This is a genomic window from Rhizobium leguminosarum bv. trifolii WSM2297 (assembly GCF_000271845.1).
The window spans coordinates 1,494,151-1,509,589 of the sequence record NZ_JH719395.1; the positions used below are offsets into that span (position 1 = coordinate 1,494,151).

At 64.3% G+C, this 15,439-nt stretch carries 15 protein-coding genes; 8 read left to right on the plus strand and 7 right to left on the minus strand.

What is annotated here, in order from left to right; genetic code table 11:
- Positions 1-4: 4 nt before the first annotated feature.
- Genes RLEG4DRAFT_RS22615 through RLEG4DRAFT_RS22625 form a run of 3 tightly spaced genes read left to right on the plus strand, consistent with a single transcriptional unit; the run spans position 5 to position 3,130 of the window.
- The gene (locus RLEG4DRAFT_RS22615) at positions 5-928 is read left to right on the plus strand and encodes an MBL fold metallo-hydrolase (RefSeq protein ID WP_037094021.1); all 924 of its coding nucleotides are present in this window, start codon (positions 5-7) and stop codon (positions 926-928) included.
- 13 nt (positions 929-941) lie between these two features.
- A complete protein-coding gene (locus RLEG4DRAFT_RS22620; RefSeq protein ID WP_037094022.1) occupies positions 942-1,400 on the plus strand; it encodes a thiol-disulfide oxidoreductase DCC family protein in 459 nt (152 codons plus the stop codon).
- Complete coding sequence (locus RLEG4DRAFT_RS22625) at positions 1,397-3,130, plus strand: SDR family oxidoreductase (protein ID WP_003580218.1); 1,734 nt, start codon at positions 1,397-1,399, stop codon at positions 3,128-3,130. Before RLEG4DRAFT_RS22620 ends, RLEG4DRAFT_RS22625 begins: the two co-directional genes overlap by 4 nt.
- A gap of 231 nt (positions 3,131-3,361) precedes the next feature.
- Here RLEG4DRAFT_RS22625 and RLEG4DRAFT_RS22630 read toward each other — a convergent pair whose 3' ends face one another.
- Positions 3,362-4,333 carry an IS110 family transposase gene (locus tag RLEG4DRAFT_RS22630; RefSeq protein ID WP_003580220.1) on the minus strand — a complete coding sequence of 324 codons (972 nt, stop codon included), beginning with the start codon at positions 4,331-4,333 and terminating at the stop codon, positions 3,362-3,364.
- Between the two features lie 278 nt (positions 4,334-4,611).
- Here RLEG4DRAFT_RS22630 and zwf point away from each other — a divergent pair, with 278 nt between their 5' ends.
- A complete protein-coding gene (gene zwf, locus RLEG4DRAFT_RS22635) occupies positions 4,612-6,129 on the plus strand; it encodes a glucose-6-phosphate dehydrogenase (protein WP_003580222.1) in 1,518 nt (505 codons plus the stop codon).
- Positions 6,130-6,141: 12 nt separating this feature from the next.
- Here the strand turns inward: zwf and RLEG4DRAFT_RS22640 are convergent, their stop codons facing one another.
- A complete protein-coding gene (locus RLEG4DRAFT_RS22640; RefSeq protein ID WP_003580225.1) occupies positions 6,142-6,465 on the minus strand; it encodes a hypothetical protein in 324 nt (107 codons plus the stop codon).
- Between the two features lie 149 nt (positions 6,466-6,614).
- Positions 6,615-7,007 carry a hypothetical protein gene (locus RLEG4DRAFT_RS22645; RefSeq protein WP_003580227.1) on the minus strand — a complete coding sequence of 131 codons (393 nt, stop codon included), beginning with the start codon at positions 7,005-7,007 and terminating at the stop codon, positions 6,615-6,617.
- A 196-nt stretch (positions 7,008-7,203) separates the two neighbouring features.
- On the opposite strand from RLEG4DRAFT_RS22645, the gene RLEG4DRAFT_RS22650 reads away from it, so the two are divergent.
- Complete coding sequence (locus RLEG4DRAFT_RS22650) at positions 7,204-8,766, plus strand: helicase HerA-like C-terminal domain-containing protein (RefSeq protein ID WP_003580228.1); 1,563 nt, start codon at positions 7,204-7,206, stop codon at positions 8,764-8,766.
- A gap of 357 nt (positions 8,767-9,123) precedes the next feature.
- A complete protein-coding gene (locus tag RLEG4DRAFT_RS22655) occupies positions 9,124-10,707 on the plus strand; it encodes an ABC-F family ATP-binding cassette domain-containing protein (RefSeq protein ID WP_003580230.1) in 1,584 nt (527 codons plus the stop codon).
- Between the two features lie 8 nt (positions 10,708-10,715).
- Here the strand turns inward: RLEG4DRAFT_RS22655 and RLEG4DRAFT_RS22660 are convergent, their stop codons facing one another.
- Positions 10,716-11,210: a metal-dependent hydrolase gene (locus RLEG4DRAFT_RS22660; protein WP_003580233.1), complete on the minus strand. Its 495-nt coding sequence runs from the start codon at positions 11,208-11,210 to the stop codon at positions 10,716-10,718.
- Between RLEG4DRAFT_RS22660 and RLEG4DRAFT_RS40985 the strand changes: the two genes are divergently transcribed.
- Positions 11,203-11,424, plus strand: a complete 222-nt coding sequence (locus tag RLEG4DRAFT_RS40985) for a hypothetical protein (protein WP_037094026.1) — start codon at positions 11,203-11,205, stop codon at positions 11,422-11,424. The two genes, RLEG4DRAFT_RS22660 and RLEG4DRAFT_RS40985, sit on opposite strands and share 8 nt — an antisense overlap.
- A 171-nt stretch (positions 11,425-11,595) precedes the next feature.
- Positions 11,596-13,116 (plus strand): ABC-F family ATP-binding cassette domain-containing protein, encoded by a 1,521-nt coding sequence (locus RLEG4DRAFT_RS22670; RefSeq protein WP_003580236.1) that lies wholly within the window; start codon positions 11,596-11,598, stop codon positions 13,114-13,116.
- A 194-nt stretch (positions 13,117-13,310) separates the two neighbouring features.
- Here the strand turns inward: RLEG4DRAFT_RS22670 and RLEG4DRAFT_RS22675 are convergent, their stop codons facing one another.
- The 3 genes from RLEG4DRAFT_RS22675 to RLEG4DRAFT_RS22685 all read right to left on the minus strand — a co-directional run bounded on the left by RLEG4DRAFT_RS22675 (position 13,311) and on the right by RLEG4DRAFT_RS22685 (position 15,427).
- Positions 13,311-14,090: a VOC family protein gene (locus tag RLEG4DRAFT_RS22675; protein ID WP_003580238.1), complete on the minus strand. Its 780-nt coding sequence runs from the start codon at positions 14,088-14,090 to the stop codon at positions 13,311-13,313.
- Positions 14,091-14,142: 52 nt separating this feature from the next.
- Positions 14,143-14,610, minus strand: coding sequence for a DUF1579 domain-containing protein (locus RLEG4DRAFT_RS22680; protein WP_003580241.1), 468 nt, complete (start codon positions 14,608-14,610; stop codon positions 14,143-14,145).
- 88 nt (positions 14,611-14,698) lie between these two features.
- Entirely contained in the window at positions 14,699-15,427 is a 729-nt protein-coding gene (locus RLEG4DRAFT_RS22685; protein WP_037094722.1) for a DUF899 domain-containing protein, read from the minus strand.
- Between the last annotated feature and the right edge of the window lie 12 nt (positions 15,428-15,439).

The following is a 15,439-nucleotide window of genomic DNA, read 5'->3' on the forward strand; positions in this document are numbered from 1 at the left end:
CTCCATGGACAGTCCCGCATTCGACCTTGCTTTCGAGCCGGCCTATGGGCGGGCCGTGCCGGTGGCGCCGGGTGTCCAGCGGCTCACCGCGAACAATCCCGGGCCTTTCACCTTTTTCGGCACCAACAGCTATATTGTCGGCTCTTCCTCGGTCGCCGTCATCGATCCCGGGCCGGAGGACGAGGCGCATTATCAGGCGCTGATGGCCGCACTTGCCGGCCGCGAGCTGACGCATATCTTCGTCAGCCACACGCATCGCGACCACTCGCCGCTTGCCCGCCGGCTGCAGGCGGCAACCGGGGCGGCGACGGTGGGGCAAGGGCCGCATCGGCCGGCAAGGCCGCTGAGGGCCGGCGAGATCAATCCGTTTTCCGAAAGCTCGGATCTGTCCTTCGTGCCGGATCTCGCGATCGGCGACGGCGAGACGATTGCCGGCGACGGCTGGGCGCTGACCTCGGTGCTGACACCGGGGCACACGGCCAATCATGCCGCCTTCGCGCTTGACGGCGGCGATACTCTCTTCTCCGGCGATCATGTCATGGCCTGGTCGACCTCGATCGTCGCGCCGCCGGATGGTTCGATGGCCGATTACATGGCCTCGCTCGAGCGGCTGATAACGCGTGAGGATCGACTGCTGCTGCCCGGCCATGGCGGGCCGGTGACGGAGCCCGGCTCCTTCCTCCGGGCGCTGAAGGCGCACCGGCTGGGGCGCGAGCAGGCGGTGCTTTCGCGCATCCGGGCCGGCGACCGTCGGATATCGGAGATGGTGAAGGCGATTTATCGCGATACCGATCCGAAGCTGCATGGGGCGGCGGCGCTTTCCGTGCTCGCCCATATCGAGGATCTGATGGAGCGCGGCGAGATTGCCGCGGATGGGCCGCCTTCGCTGGCCGCCGCCTATCGGCTGGCCCCCGGGGGACGAGACTGAGGTGAGACAGGAGATGAGCATGGGCTCCCGAGCCGCTTACAGCTATCGCGACGATGCCGATGTGCCGGATTTTGCCGATGACCGGCCGCTGATCCTCTTCGATGGCGAATGCGTGTTCTGCTCCGGCTGGGTGAAGTTCGCGCTGAAACACGACAGGGAGCGGCGATATCGCTTCCTTGCGGCGCAGACGCCGCTCGGCGCAGCGCTCTACCGGCATTACGGGCTGCAGTCGCGCGACTATGAGACCAATATCCTGATCGAAGAGGGCCGCGCCTTCTTCAAATCAGACGGCTCGATCCGCATGGTGGCGGGCCTCGGCTTTCCCTATTCGCTGGTCAAGCTCTTCCGGCTGCTGCCGCGCCGCATCGCCGATGCGCTCTATGAATTCATCGCCCGCAACCGGCTGAAGATCGCCGGGCGGCAGAGCTGCATGGTGCCGACGCCGGAGCAACGCAGCCGTTTCATCGCATGAGCGGCGACCGGTTTTCCCTGCTGATCATCGGCGGCTACGGCACTTTCGGCGGCCGGCTTGCCCAGCTGCTCGGCGATGAGCCGCGGCTGCGGCTGCTGGTCGCGGGCCGCTCGCTTGCAAAGGCCGATGATTTCCTTGCCGATCTCAGATCGCCGAAAGCCGGAGCCGGACGCCTGGGCAGCAACGATCTCGGGGCGTGGCTGCAGGCGGTGGCCTTCGATCGCGACGGCGATCTCGTGGAACAGCTGACGCGGCTGAAACCGGATCTCGTCGTCGATGCCTCGGGGCCGTTCCAGACCTTCGGCGACGATGCCTACAAGGTGGTGCAGGCCTGCATCGGCCTCGGCATCGATTATGCCGATATCGCCGACAGCACCGGCTTCGTCGCCGGCATCGGCGGGCTGGATGCGGCAGCCAAGGTCAGGGGCACTTTCGCGCTTTCCGGGCTCAGCAGTCTTCCGGCGCTTTCCTTCGCGGCGATCGAGGCGATGGCGCCGGAGTTTTCCAGGGTCGATGCGGTGGCGGCCGGCATTGCCCCCTCCTCGCATGTGAAGATCGGCCTCAACGTCGTCAGGGCGATCGCCACCTATGCCGGCAAGCCGGTGGCGGTGTGGCGCGATGGGCGGAAGGCGAGCGGGCGCGGGCTGATCGATGACATGCGGGTGGTGATCGCGCCGCCGGGGGCTGCACCGCTGCGAAGCCGGAATTTCCTGCTGGTGGATGCGCCGGATCTGGCGCTGCTGCCGCAGCGTTTTGCCGGCCTGCAATCGAGCTTCACCGGGGTCGGCACCGAGCCGCAGGCGCTGCAGCGGCTGCTTGCCCTTTCGGCACGGCTGGTGCGGCTGAAGCTGTTGCCGTCGCTCATGCCGTTTTCGCCGCTGCTGCAGCGCGCCAGTCACCGCTTTGCCGTCGGCGACCATCGCGGCGGCATGTTCGTGCGCCTCGACGGCCTCGATGCCGCCGGAAAAAGCCTTACCTGGGGCTGGCATCTGATTGCCGAGGGTGATGACGGGCCGTTCATTCCGATCACCGGCGTCGCGGCGCTGGTGCGCCGGCTGCTCCAGGGCATCCGGCCGGAGGCTGGCGCGCGGCCGGCGACGGAGGAATTGCAGCTGGCGGATTTCGAAGCGGAATTCCGGCGTTTCCAGATTGCGACGGGGATCCGGAGGGAAAACGAGGCCGCCTGCCCGCCGCTCTACCAGCGGGTTCTCGGCAGCGCTTTCGAACGGCTGCCGCCGGCGATCGCCGAATTGCACTCGGTCGGCCAAGCGGGCGGCGCCCGCCTCGCCTCCGGCCGGGCGCGGACCGAACGCGGCGGCGGCCTGCTCGCCCGGCTCATCGCCGGCATCATCGGCTTTCCCCCGGCGGGCGAGGATGTGCCGGTCGCGGTGCGTTTTGCCGCCGACGGCGAGACGGAGATCTGGACCCGCAATTTCGGCGGCAAGACCTTCCGCAGCCTGCAGCTCGAGGGAAAAGGCCGCGACCGCCACCTGCTCGCCGAAGTCTTCGGACCGTTCCGGGTGCTGCTGGCGCTGGTGCCGGATGGGGAGAAGCTGCGGCTCAAGGTGCGCGGCTGGCGCTTCTGCGGCCTGCCGCTGCCGCTGTTTTTGGCGCCGGGCGGCGATACCTATGAGGAGGAGCGTGATGGGCGGTTCCATTTCCACGTGGAGATCGGCGGGCGGCTGACCGGGCTGGTGGTGCGGTATACGGGGTGGTTGGTGGTGGAGTGAGGTGGCTTTGCGCGGATGGCTGTCCACGCCTTCGCGCCAATGGCTGCCCCTCACCCTAACCCTCTCCCCGTAAAAACGGGGCGAGGGGACGTGCCCTACGAGACGTGGAGGGGAACGGAGAGGTTGCGGCACGCCCCCTTCGCCCCGCAAGCGGGGGTCCGAAGGACGGATCGAGACCCGTGGCTCGACCCCGGTCGGTGCCGGCAGGCGGATGAGAATCTGTGTTGGTTGTCAAGGCGGATTTGGGGTCCAGAGTCGGTCCTGAGCTAAGAGGCAGTTAGCGAGAACGAGAAGTTTGCGCATGACGGCGACTAGGATCACCTTGGGTGGTTTTCCTGTGGCTTTGAGTGTGTCTGCGAAACGAGCAAGAGCGGGATTGTAGCGACAAGCCGACAAGGCGGCCATGTAGAGTGCACGCCGGGGTGCGGGCCTGCCGGCGCGAATGGAACGACGCCCGGTTCGCGCGCCGCTGTCGTTAGCGATTGGAGCAAGCCCTGCCAGCATGGCGGCCTGCTTGCCCGAACAACTGCCCAACTCGTCCATTCCCGCCATCAAGGCCAGGGCCGTGATGCGGCCGACGCCGGGAATGGAGGTGAGGATCTCAGCCTTGCGGCAGAGCTGCGGATCCTCGCGGACACGGCGCTCGATCTCTTTGTTGAGACGTTCGACATGCTGTTCCAGCTGGCGTGTGAGGCGGTTGAGTTCTCCGCGCAGAAAGGCGGTGGTGGTCGTCTTGCTGCGATTTTGCAGGGCGGTGATGTCGCCTATGGTTGCCGATCGTGCATTGACCAGCTCCTGCAAGGCCTCAATGTGAGGAGTTGGCGGCGCGTCGGCCGGCGGGCGCAGGCTCTCGGCCAAGAGCGCCAGGAAACGGGCATCGAGCCGGTCGGTCTTGGCGAGATAGCCGCAAGCGCGGGCAAACATGCGCGCACGCAGCGGATCGATCACAGCCACGGCAAAGCCAGCGAGCCAAAGCGAGCGATGGGCGGCGCGATGGAACTTGCCGGTTGCCTCCATCACGATGCTTTTGGGCCGATGCTTGGCCAGCAGCCGTTTCAGCTGCCGGATGCCCATCTTGTCATTACTGAACCGCCGGCTTTCGCCCAGCGGATGCAGATGAACATCAAGCCACTCTTTACTCACGTCCACACCGGCATAAACTACCGGCATCGCGTCTTCTTGGAACGAAACCTTGCCTTGCATGCGGGACTTGCTCCCCATCATCTGTTCAGGACAAACGCGAGGACGGCCGGACCAATCTCATCCCCGGTTCTAGCCAAGGGGCTTGCGGTCCCGGCCGTCCGCGCTCCGGCGGATGGCCATCCGCCGGAGCGCACACCAATCATCCAACAATTAGTGCGAATTGAACATGCAAGGGGCTCCCCCGATGCTGTCAAATGCCTGTTATCCCTCGCCGCATATGTTGCGGCAAAACCGGCGCGCATTATAGTCGGCCGGAAAATCTCAGGAGATGACAACACATGGACGCTGCCCCTACCCCGCCGGTCACCCTCGTCATCTTCGGCGCCACCGGCGATCTGACACGCCGCCTGCTGGTGCCGGCGATCATCAACCTGACGCGCAGCCGCCTGGTCGGCGGCGATCTTCACATTCTCGGCGTCGGCATCGAACCGGGCGACGACGAATTCCTGCGCAAGCGGCTCGACGAATTCCTCAGCCATCTGAGCGGTGAGGAAGCGACGGCGAAGGACGAGGCCTGGGAGAGCCTGCGGCAGCGGATTTCCTACATGGGAGGCGATTTCACCAAGGACGATATTTTCGTCGAGATCGGCAAGCGGCTGGGGCCGGACGCCAATGCCGCCTTCTATCTCGCGGTGCCGCCATCCTTCTTCGGCTCGATCGTCGAGAAGCTTGCCGCTCATGGCCTCACCGATGAAAAGGACGGCACCTTCCGCCGGGTCGCCATCGAGAAGCCGTTCGGCACCGATCTCGCTTCGGCACGGGCGCTGAATGCGCAGATCCTCGCCCAGATCGACGAAAGCCAAGTCTACCGGCTCGATCATTTCCTTGGCAAGGAGACGGTGCAGAACCTGATGACGGCGCGTTTCGCCAATATGATCATCGAGTCCTTGTGGAACAGCCGCTACATCGACCATGTGCAGATCACCGCCGCCGAGATCGTCGATGTCGGCAGCCGCGGCAAATTCTACGATGCGACAGGTGCGTTGCGCGACATGGTGCCGAACCATCTCTTCCAGCTGCTGGCGATGATCGCCATGGAACCGCCGAACAGCTTCGATGCCGAAGCGATCCGCAACGAGAAGAGCAAGGTGCTGAAGGCGCTGCGCATCTACACGCCCGAGGAGGCAAAGACGCATGGGGTACGCGGCGCCTATACGGCAGGCCCGCTGAACGGTGTCGATCTTCCGGCCTATCGCGACAGCAAGGACGTCTCGCCCGACAGCCGGACCGAGACTTATGTGGCGCTGAAGCTCTATGCCGATACCTGGCGCTGGGCCGGTGTGCCCTTCTACCTCAGGACCGGCAAGGCGCTGACGGCGCGCGACACCGAGATCGTCATCACCTTTCAGCCGGTGCCCTTCGCACAGTTTCGCGAAACCGAGGCCAACCGCCGCCTGCCGCCGAACCGGCTGGTGATCCAGGTGCAGCCGGACGAGGGCATGAGCATGGAAATCTCGATCAAGTCGCCGGGGCTTTCGGTCGATACCACACCGGTCTCTCTCGATTTCCGTTATGCCGACAAATTCGATATCGGCAAAACCACCGGTTATGAATCGCTGCTTTACGATCTCTTCATCGGCGACCAGACGCTGTTCCAGCGCGCCGACGGCATCGAAGCAGGCTGGGCGGCGGTGCAGCCCTTCCTCGATATCTGGGGCAAGGACCAGAGCGTGCCCGATGCTTACGCGCCGGGTAGCATGGGGCCGGCATGCGCCGACGCGCTCATCCAACGCGACGGACGCACATGGCATGAACTCGGCGTCCTGTTGCACGGCGACGGTAAGAACGGCAAATAGGCTTGCCCGAGCTTACTGGTTGCCGCGGTCACGGCATGCGGGGCTGACGGAAGCGCCGCTGTTGCCGCCTTCGGTGGCACGCGCGCCGCGGGCCTTGCGTGGCGGGCAGCGCGCCCAGTCGACGCGACCGCTCGCCGGACCGTTGTCGACGCTGCCGGTTTCGATCGAGTCAAGCGGGATGACCAGCCCGCTTTGCGTCTCGACGCCCGGCGCCGTGCCGAGCGGCGGCGTACCGTCGAACCGGCCGCTGGCATCCATGCCCATATTCGACTGGGCAAGGACCGGAGCGGAGAGGCTAAGGAGAGCGATCGAGGCTGCTGCAATAAACCTGCGCATGATGCTGTTCCTTCTGATTTCAGCAATGCGACAGAAACAGGCGATACGCGCTCATTGTTCCCCGTGGAGCGGGTGTAGATGATCAAAGTTTGGCGAGCGGTATAGAGCCCCGCAGGGACACCGCGGGGCTCTTCTATTCGGCCGTCGTCTCAGACGAACTGGCTAAGCCCAGGCACCGAAGCGACGACTTCGTCGACGACCTCTTCGCCGGCATATTGCTTGGCGATGGCGATGGTCTCTTTGGCGAGCGAAGTGATCTCGCCCATGCCGAGGCCCTCGCCCATCAGTTGCTGGCCGAGGCCCATGATGCCGCCGCCGCCGAGCGAGCTCATCAGGCCGCCGAGCAGACCGCCGCCGCCGGCGCTTTCGCCATTGAACTGGGCGACGAGATCGGCGCCGCCGGGGATCGCCTCGATCATCCGGGCGACCGGGCCGTCAGCCGCCTCGCGCTGCAGGAAGCCGAGCATCATGCCGAGCGCCTTTTCGGCCAAATCAGGCGCGATGCCCACACGATCGGCGATCTGGGTCACAATTTCATTCATCGTTAGCCTCCTTGTGTTTTGACGTTAACGTCAACGTTAATCGAGATTCGAGCGCAACTCAATGTCCGGTTTTGCTTTCAATGCAAACAGTTGTCCGCATCCGCCTGCCTGCTTATAACAGAGAAACGATGGTTCGATGAAGGCGGCGGAAGCCGTCTTCCGACAAAGAACGGCTGAGCCGAAGGGAGAATTGCGGATGATCGAGGATGGCAAGATTTTCATCGGCGCGAGCCGCAATCCCGACGACAGCATCAACAAGCCGGAATATCTCGACCTGAAATTCGGCAACCGCCACGGCCTCGTCACCGGCGCCACCGGCACCGGCAAGACGGTGACGCTGCAGGTGCTGGCCGAAGGCTTCTCCCGGGCCGGCGTCCCGGTCTTTGCGGCCGATATCAAGGGCGATCTTTCCGGCATTGCCGCCAAGGGCGAGGCCAAGGACTTCCTCACCAAGCGGGCCGAGCAGATCGGCTTTACCGATTATGAATTCGACCAGTTTCCGGTGATCTTCTGGGATCTGTTCGGCGAGAAGGGCCACCGGGTGCGCACCACCGTCGCCGAGATGGGGCCGCTGCTGCTTGCCCGGCTGATGGATGCCTCCGAACCGCAGGAAGGCGTCATCAACATTGCCTTCAAGCTCGCCGACCAGGCCGGGCTGCCGCTGCTCGACCTCAAGGATTTCACCTCGCTGCTCAACTATATGGGCGAGAACGCCACCGAGCTTTCCAACCAGTATGGCCTGATCTCCAAGTCTTCGGTCGGCTCGATTCAGCGGGCACTGCTCGTTCTCGAACAGCAGGGTGCGGAACACTTCTTCGGCGAGCCGGCGCTGAAGATTTCCGACATCATGCGAACCAGCAATAGTGGCTACGGCCAGATCTCGGTGCTTGCCGCCGACAAGCTGATGATGAACCCGCGGCTTTACGCCACCTTCCTGCTCTGGCTGCTGTCGGAGCTGTTCGAGGAACTGCCCGAGGTCGGCGACCCGGACAAGCCGAAGCTGGTCTTCTTCTTCGACGAGGCGCACCTGCTCTTCAACGACGCGCCGAAGGTGCTGACCGAACGGGTCGAGCAGGTGGTGCGGCTGATCCGCTCCAAGGGCGTCGGCGTCTATTTCGTGACGCAGAACCCGCTCGACGTGCCGGAAACGGTGCTCGCCCAGCTCGGCAACCGCGCCCAGCATGCCTTGCGCGCCTATTCGCCGCGCGAGCAGAAGGCGGTGAGGACGGCCGCCGATACGTTCCGCCCGAACCCCGCCTTCGACTGCGCCACCGTCATCACCAATCTTGGCACCGGCGAGGCTTTGGTTTCGACGCTGGAGGCCAAAGGCGCGCCGTCGATCGTCGAGCGCACGCTGATCCGCCCGCCCTCCGGCCGCGTCGGCCCGCTGACGGATGGCGAGCGCCAACAGATCATGGACCGAAGCCCGGTTCTCGGCGTCTATGACGAGGATGTCGATCGCGAATCCGCCTTCGAGATCCTGGCGGCGCGCGCCAAGAAGGCGGCGGACGCCGATGCCGCCAAACGGGCGCAGGAGGAAGCGGCACAGCAGGGCAACACCACCTCAGGCTGGTCGCTGCCCGGCTTCGGCGGCAGCCACGACGACAACCAGCAAGGCCGCGGCCAATCGCGTGGCCGGTCCTCCGGCTACCAGCGCGAAACGGTGGTGGAAGCGGCGATGAAGAGCGTGGCGCGCACGGTGGCCACCCAAGTCGGCCGGGCACTGGTGCGCGGGATCTTGGGGAGCTTGAAGCGGTAGCCGTTTCGCGCCAGCGTGCCGCGAGCCCCTCATCCGCCTGCCGGCACCGACCGGGGTCGAGCCACGGGTCTCGACCCGTCCTTCGGACCCCCGCTTGCGGGGCGAAGGGAATGTGCGGCACCCTCTCCGTCCCTCGCCAGCATCTCGCAGGGCACGTCCCCTCTCCCCGTCAGAACGGGGAGAGGGTTAGGGTGAGGGGCAGCCATGGAAAACTGCGCAAATCGCTCCCCGCCTTGAACCCGACGCCTTAATCCCCTAAATTCCCTGCCATCGACCGTTCCAACAGGATGTGTGCCGCAATGGATTTCGACCCGATCGCAATGCCAGCTCGCCTTGCCAATGGGGAAATCCGTATCCATGCCTGCATCCATCACTCTCACGCAAATTTCATGGGCCACGCCTGACGGGCGGCCGCTTTTTTCCGATCTCGATCTGAGTTTCGGGGCGGACCGCACCGGTCTGGTCGGCCGCAACGGCGTCGGCAAGACGACGCTGCTCAGGCTCGTCTCCGGTGACACCAAGCCGCAATCGGGGACGATCTCCGTCAGCGGCAGCCTCGGCATCCTCCGGCAGAGCGTTCAGGTCGCGCCGGATGAAACCGTCGCCGACCTCTTCGGCGTGGCCGATGCGCTTGCCGTCCTTCATCGGGCCGAACGCGGCGAGGCAACGGCCGACGAGCTTTTATCGGCGGACTGGACGCTGGAGGCGCGGATCGCCGCTGCACTTCATCGCACCGGGCTCGACGCAGAGCCGCAGACGCTGCTGGCCGCGCTTTCCGGCGGGCAGCGCACCCGGGCCGGGCTTGCCGCACTGGTTTTCACCGAACCGGATTTCCTGCTGCTCGACGAACCGACAAACAATCTCCACCGCGACGGCCGAAAGGCGGTGATCGCATTGATATCAGGCTGGCGGGCCGGCGCGATCATCGTCAGCCATGACCGGGAATTGCTGGAAAGCATGGATGCGATCGTCGAACTGACGTCGCTCGGCGTCACCCGCTACGGCGGCAACTGGAGCCATTATCGCGAGCGCAAGGCGCTGGAGCTTGCGGCCGCACGGCATGATCTTGCCGATGCCGAAAAGCGCATCGCCGAGGTGGCTGCGAAGGCGCAGGCGACGGTGGAGCGCCAGGCGCACCGGGACAGCGCCGGGCGCAAGATGGCTGCCAAGGGCGGCATTCCACGCATCATGCTCGGCGGCATGAAGGAGCGGAGCGAAACGACCGGCGGCGACAATGCCCGCCTCGCCGAACGCCGGCGCACTCAGGCACAGGACGAAGCAAGGGCGGCGCGCGAGAAAATCGAGATCCTCCAGCCCTTGTCGGTCACCTTGCCGCCGACCGGGCTCCCCGCCAGCAGGATCGTGCTGAAGATGGATAGGGTGACGGCGGGCTATCAACCGGGCGATCCCGTCATCCGAAATCTCTCCTTCGACGTGACGGGGCCGGAGCGGATTGCCATCACCGGCGGCAACGGCTCGGGCAAGACGACGCTGCTTTCGCTCGTTATCGGCGAACTCGAGCCCTGGGCCGGCACGGTCGGCGTCCTGACCGGTTTCGCCATGCTCGATCAGAAGGTCGGCCTTCTCGACCCGTTGGCCTCGATCCGCGACAATTTTCGCCGGATCAATCCGCATTCCGATGAAAACACCTGCCGGGCGGTGCTAGCCCGCTTCATGTTCAGGGCTGATGCGGCGCTGCAGGCCGTTTCGACGCTCAGCGGCGGACAATTGCTGCGCGCCGGCCTTGCCTGTGTTCTCGGCTCCGCACCGCCGCCGCTGCTGATCCTCGATGAGCCGACCAACCATCTCGACATCGACTCGATTTCAGCCGTCGAGGCCGGGCTGCGGGCCTATGACGGCGCACTGCTCGTCGTCAGCCACGACGAGGCGTTCCTCGAAAGCATTGGCATAGGGCGGCGGCTGGAATTGCCTGCCCAGTAATTTGAGCCTCAGGCTTGCTGCATGCCTCGACCGCGGCGGTTTCCGCGGACCGCGACGAACACCGCCGCCGCGCAGATCAGGAGTTCCAAGCCGAAAGTCCAGTGCAACATGAAACTGACAACCCAGTTGCTGTGGGTTGCCGGCACCGTCGCCAGTTCGATTTTCGTCCAATCGAAGGGCGCCAGCCAGAGCACCGGCGCGGCGACGGTATCCATGACCATATGGAGCATGACGGCCGCGAAAAAGACGACGGCGGTGGGAAACCAGCGCGGCGCAAGCGGTCGGATCGCCGGCAGAACTGCGCCGGCGAGAGCCAGCCAGAAAAGCGGCCAATGGGAGATATAGTCGTGGTGGTGAACCTTGCCGCCGGTCATGCAGAAATAGACCATGTCGAAATCCGGCAGCACGCTGCCGATCAGGGCTGCGGCCATGCCGGGCGCTGCGAATCGCTGCCTCGCGACCCTCGCCAGAAGGTAACCCGCAGGCAAATGTGCAATGAGCATGCGTCTGATCTCCCACTCGGCTCCGAGAAATCATCTATGGGCGATTTATGGCTGGAAATCGGCGCGGCTGGGGTTCTCTTGCCTCTTTCTGCGGGCAATGTTATTTCAATCCCGCAAGCTTTCGAGAAAGGAGGATCACGCCATGCAGTATTATTTCCGGTTTCACCGCCAGCGTGGTCCCGTCAACGCCCTGCAAATGCGTTTGCAGGGCTGACCCAGAGACCGTTTACCGACATCTCTTCCTGGTCTGCCCTTCGTGGCCAATGCGGCGCCGTATCCCAAGATTCGCTCCCGCATTCCTATATTTTCCCGGGCCCGATGCGCAATCCCGTGATGGCTGAACGCCCCGGATCACGCTCGTCCCGGTCAAGACCAGAGACCGATCATGACCCTCATCAATATCCGCAATCTCGGCGTAACGCTGGGCAATCCGTTGTTTTCGAAACTCAATCTCGTCGTCAATTCAGGCGACCGCATTGGCCTGGTTGCCGCCAATGGGCGGGGAAAATCGACGCTGCTTGCCTGTATCACCGGCGCGCTGGAGCCGAGCGCGGGCGAAATCACCAAGGCGCGCGGGCTGACTGTCGGCCATGTCGCCCAGAATGTGCCGGCCGCACTGTTCGACACGCCGTTCTACGATGCCGTGCTGCAGGCGCTGCCCGCCGATCAGGCCGAGAGCGAGAGCTGGCGCGTCGACGTGGTGCTGGAATCGCTCGAGGTGCCGGAGGTCATGCGCCAGCGGCCGCTCAAGCAGTTGAGCGGCGGATGGCAGCGGCTCGCCATGCTTGCCCGCAGCTGGGTCAGCGAGCCCGACGTGCTGCTGCTCGACGAGCCGACCAACCATCTCGACCTTGAAAAGATCGCGCAGCTGGAGGGTTGGCTGAACGCGCTGCCGCGCGACGTGCCGGTGATCCTCTCCAGCCATGACCGCGCCTTCCTCGATGCGACGACCAACCGGACGCTGTTCCTGCGACCTGAGCAATCGCCGGTCTTCGCCCTGCCCTATAGCCGGGCGCGCGCCGCGCTCGACGAGGCCGACGCCTCCGAAGCCCGGCGCTACGAGCGCGATATCAAGGCGGCGGAGCAGTTGCGCAAGCAGGCAGCGAAGCTCAACAATATCGGCATCAATTCCGGCAGCGACCTGCTTGTCGTCAAGACGAAGCAGCTGAAGCAAAGGGCGGAGAAGCTGGAGGATGCGGCAAAACCGGCGCATCTCGAGCGCTCGGCCGGCGCGATCCGGCTCTCCAATCGCGGCACCCACGCCAAGGTGCTGGTGACACTCACGGATGCGGCGGTGACGACGCCGGATGGAACGCTGCTGTTCAAGACCGGCCGGCAGTTCATCTGCCAGGGCGATCGCATCGTGCTGCTCGGCCTCAACGGCGCCGGCAAGTCGCGGCTGGTGTCGATGCTGAAACAGGCGATCGAAAGACCGGAGACGGGACAGGACGGCCTCAAGGCGACGCCGTCGCTGGTGCTCGGCTATGGCGACCAGGCGCTTGCCGATCTTGCCGACGCCGACACGCCGATCGGCACGATCATCCGCCGCTTCGATGTCGGCGATCAGCGAGCACGCGCCTTGCTTGCCGGTGCCGGCATGACCATCGACATGCAGGCAAAACCGATCGGCCAGCTTTCCGGCGGCCAAAAGGCGCGGCTCGGCATGCTGGTGCTCAGGCTGACGGAGCCGAACTTTTACCTGCTCGACGAGCCGACCAACCATCTCGACATCGAGGGACAGGAAGCGCTGGAGAGCGAGTTGATGGCGCGGGAGGCAAGCTGCCTGCTGGTATCACACGACCGCAGTTTCGTGCGGGCGGTGGGAAACCGGTTCTGGCTGATCGAGAAGAAGCGGCTGGTGGAGGTGGAGAGCCCGGAAGGGTTCTTTGCATCGGTTGCGGAGTGATGGATGGTGGGTTGGTCTCCGCAAGGGGCTGCCCCTCACCCTAACCCTCTCCCCGTAAAACGGGGAGAGGGGACGTGCCCTGCGTGAGGGCTGCGTGGGACGGAGAGGTCGCGGCCTGTCCCCTTCGCCCCGTTTACGGGGAGAAGGTGGCGGCAGCCGGATGAGGGGCCGGCCGGACGCGACGCATCCAAAACCTACCGCTTCGGTGCGACCAGGCAGAAGAAGGCGCCCTGGGGGTCCATGGCCTGGACGATCCAGCTGCCGCCGGGGACTTCCATCGGGCCGTGGACGATCTTGCCGCCGCCTGAGGTGAGGCGTTCGATCGCGGCATCGAGGGCGGGCACGATGAAATAATAGCTCCAGCACGGCATCGGAATATTTTCCGGCTTGGTCATCATGCCGCCGATCTGCCGGCCATTATGGGAGAAAAGGTAGTAGACGCCCATCGGACCCATGTCCATTTCGCTGTCCTTCGTCCAACCGAACAGCTTGGAATAGAAGGAGACGGCGTCCTTGCCGTTGCCGGCATAGAGTTCGTGCCAGCCGATATTGCCGGGGGCATCGGGGGCCAGTTCCGGCCAGGTTTTGTCCATCGGCGCCGGAGTCATGATGCAGAGCACCGCCCCATGCGGATCGGCGACGACGGCGAAGCGGCCGATCCCCGGGATGTCGTCCGGCGGACGGCGGACCGCACCGCCATTGGCGGCAAAATCCTTGGCCGACTGGTCGACGTCGTCGACACCGACATAACCCGTCCAGTTCGGCGGAATTCCCTGCCCTTCGAGTTCGGCCGGAAATTCCATCAAGCCGGCGACGCCGATGCCGTTCGCCTCGAAGATCGTATAGGTCGGCATGCCCTCCACTTTCATCTCTGAGGTGGTCCAGCCGACGACCGAGCTGTAAAATTTCGCGGCAGCCGATGTGTCGGGGGTCATCAACTCGCACCAGATGAACTTTCCATGCGTCTCAGACATCGTACTCTCCCTTTAGAGGCGCCCCTTTTCCGAGGTTCGAGCGCCGTGATTGTCAGATCTGCCGGGCGTAATGTGCTTCCATGAACTGTTTCCAGGCGCCATCGGGCTGCCTGGCGCTGGAGATGAAGGTGCGGTGATCGGCATCGACGAAGGCGATCTGCTCGCGGTAGTCGGCAAGACCTTCGCCGTTGAAGTCGGGCCCTGTCGTGTAGAGGTCGAGCACATTGCCGGACGCGTCGAGCTCGCCCTCGTAGACCCACATAAAGTCCATCATGCTGCCGATCCAGCTGCCGACATACTTGGCCTTTGCGGCGTTATAGCCGAGCGTCAGGATGCTGGTGGCCTGCTTGCCATCCGGCATGCGGCCGGTGCCTTCGGCGACGAACCAGATGCCGTGCAGCGAGCGGACCGTCTCCGTCCAGGGCTCGCCGCCGGACATTTCAGGTGCGGCGACTGTCCAGTCGCCGACCAGTCTTTCCAGGAAGGAATGTTCCTTCAGCACTTCTGCGGTCTTCATCATTCTCTTCTCCCGTGAGTGATGGTGGCGTTAGTTTCCCGCAATTCCGGACGCAAAACCGCTATGCACTTTTGCTGGAATTTGCTCCATCTCAATGACAGCAGGATGGCGCCTTCGGGGCCTCCTCATATTCGTCATGGCGGCGCACGAAATTCATCGTGCTGTCCTCGTTGCGGCCCTTTGGCGCCCGGTCGAGGATCATCAGGGTGCCGATCAGCTCCTCCGGCCCGCGGGCATAACTGGAATAGGTATGGAAGACCTCGCCCTTGTCGTTGCGGTAGAAGGCGCTGATGCCCGGCAGTTCGTCATTGGCCTCAGCCGGCGGCATGGGGGTGAAATTGTAAAAGACCTTGTCTTTGGCAAGATCCTCGGGACTGAAAGAAACGTGATAATCGAAATTGAAATCGCTGCCGAAGGACGAGACCCAGGGAAATTGCCAGCCCATGCGGCTTTTATAGGCGGCGATCTTGTCGAGCGGCGCGCGCGAGACGGCGACCCAGGTGACGTCGTGATGGTTGAGGTGCGGCAGGGCGCCATCGACATGATCGCACAGGAAGGAGCAGCCGGGGCAGCCGGCATCCCAATCCGGGCCGAGCATGAAATGGTAGATCAGCAGCTGGCTGCGGCCGTCGAAGAGATCGGCGAGCGACTTGCTGCCTTCCGGCGTTTCGAAGAGATAATCCTTGTCGACCTGCACCCAGGGCAGCGCCAGGCGCTGGGCATTGACGCTGTCGCGCAGCCGCGTCGCCTCTTTCTCTTTCAGCAGCAGGGCGCGGCGGGCTTCCAGCCATTCTTCACGGGACACAACTTCATTCTGCATGGATGCGCCCTC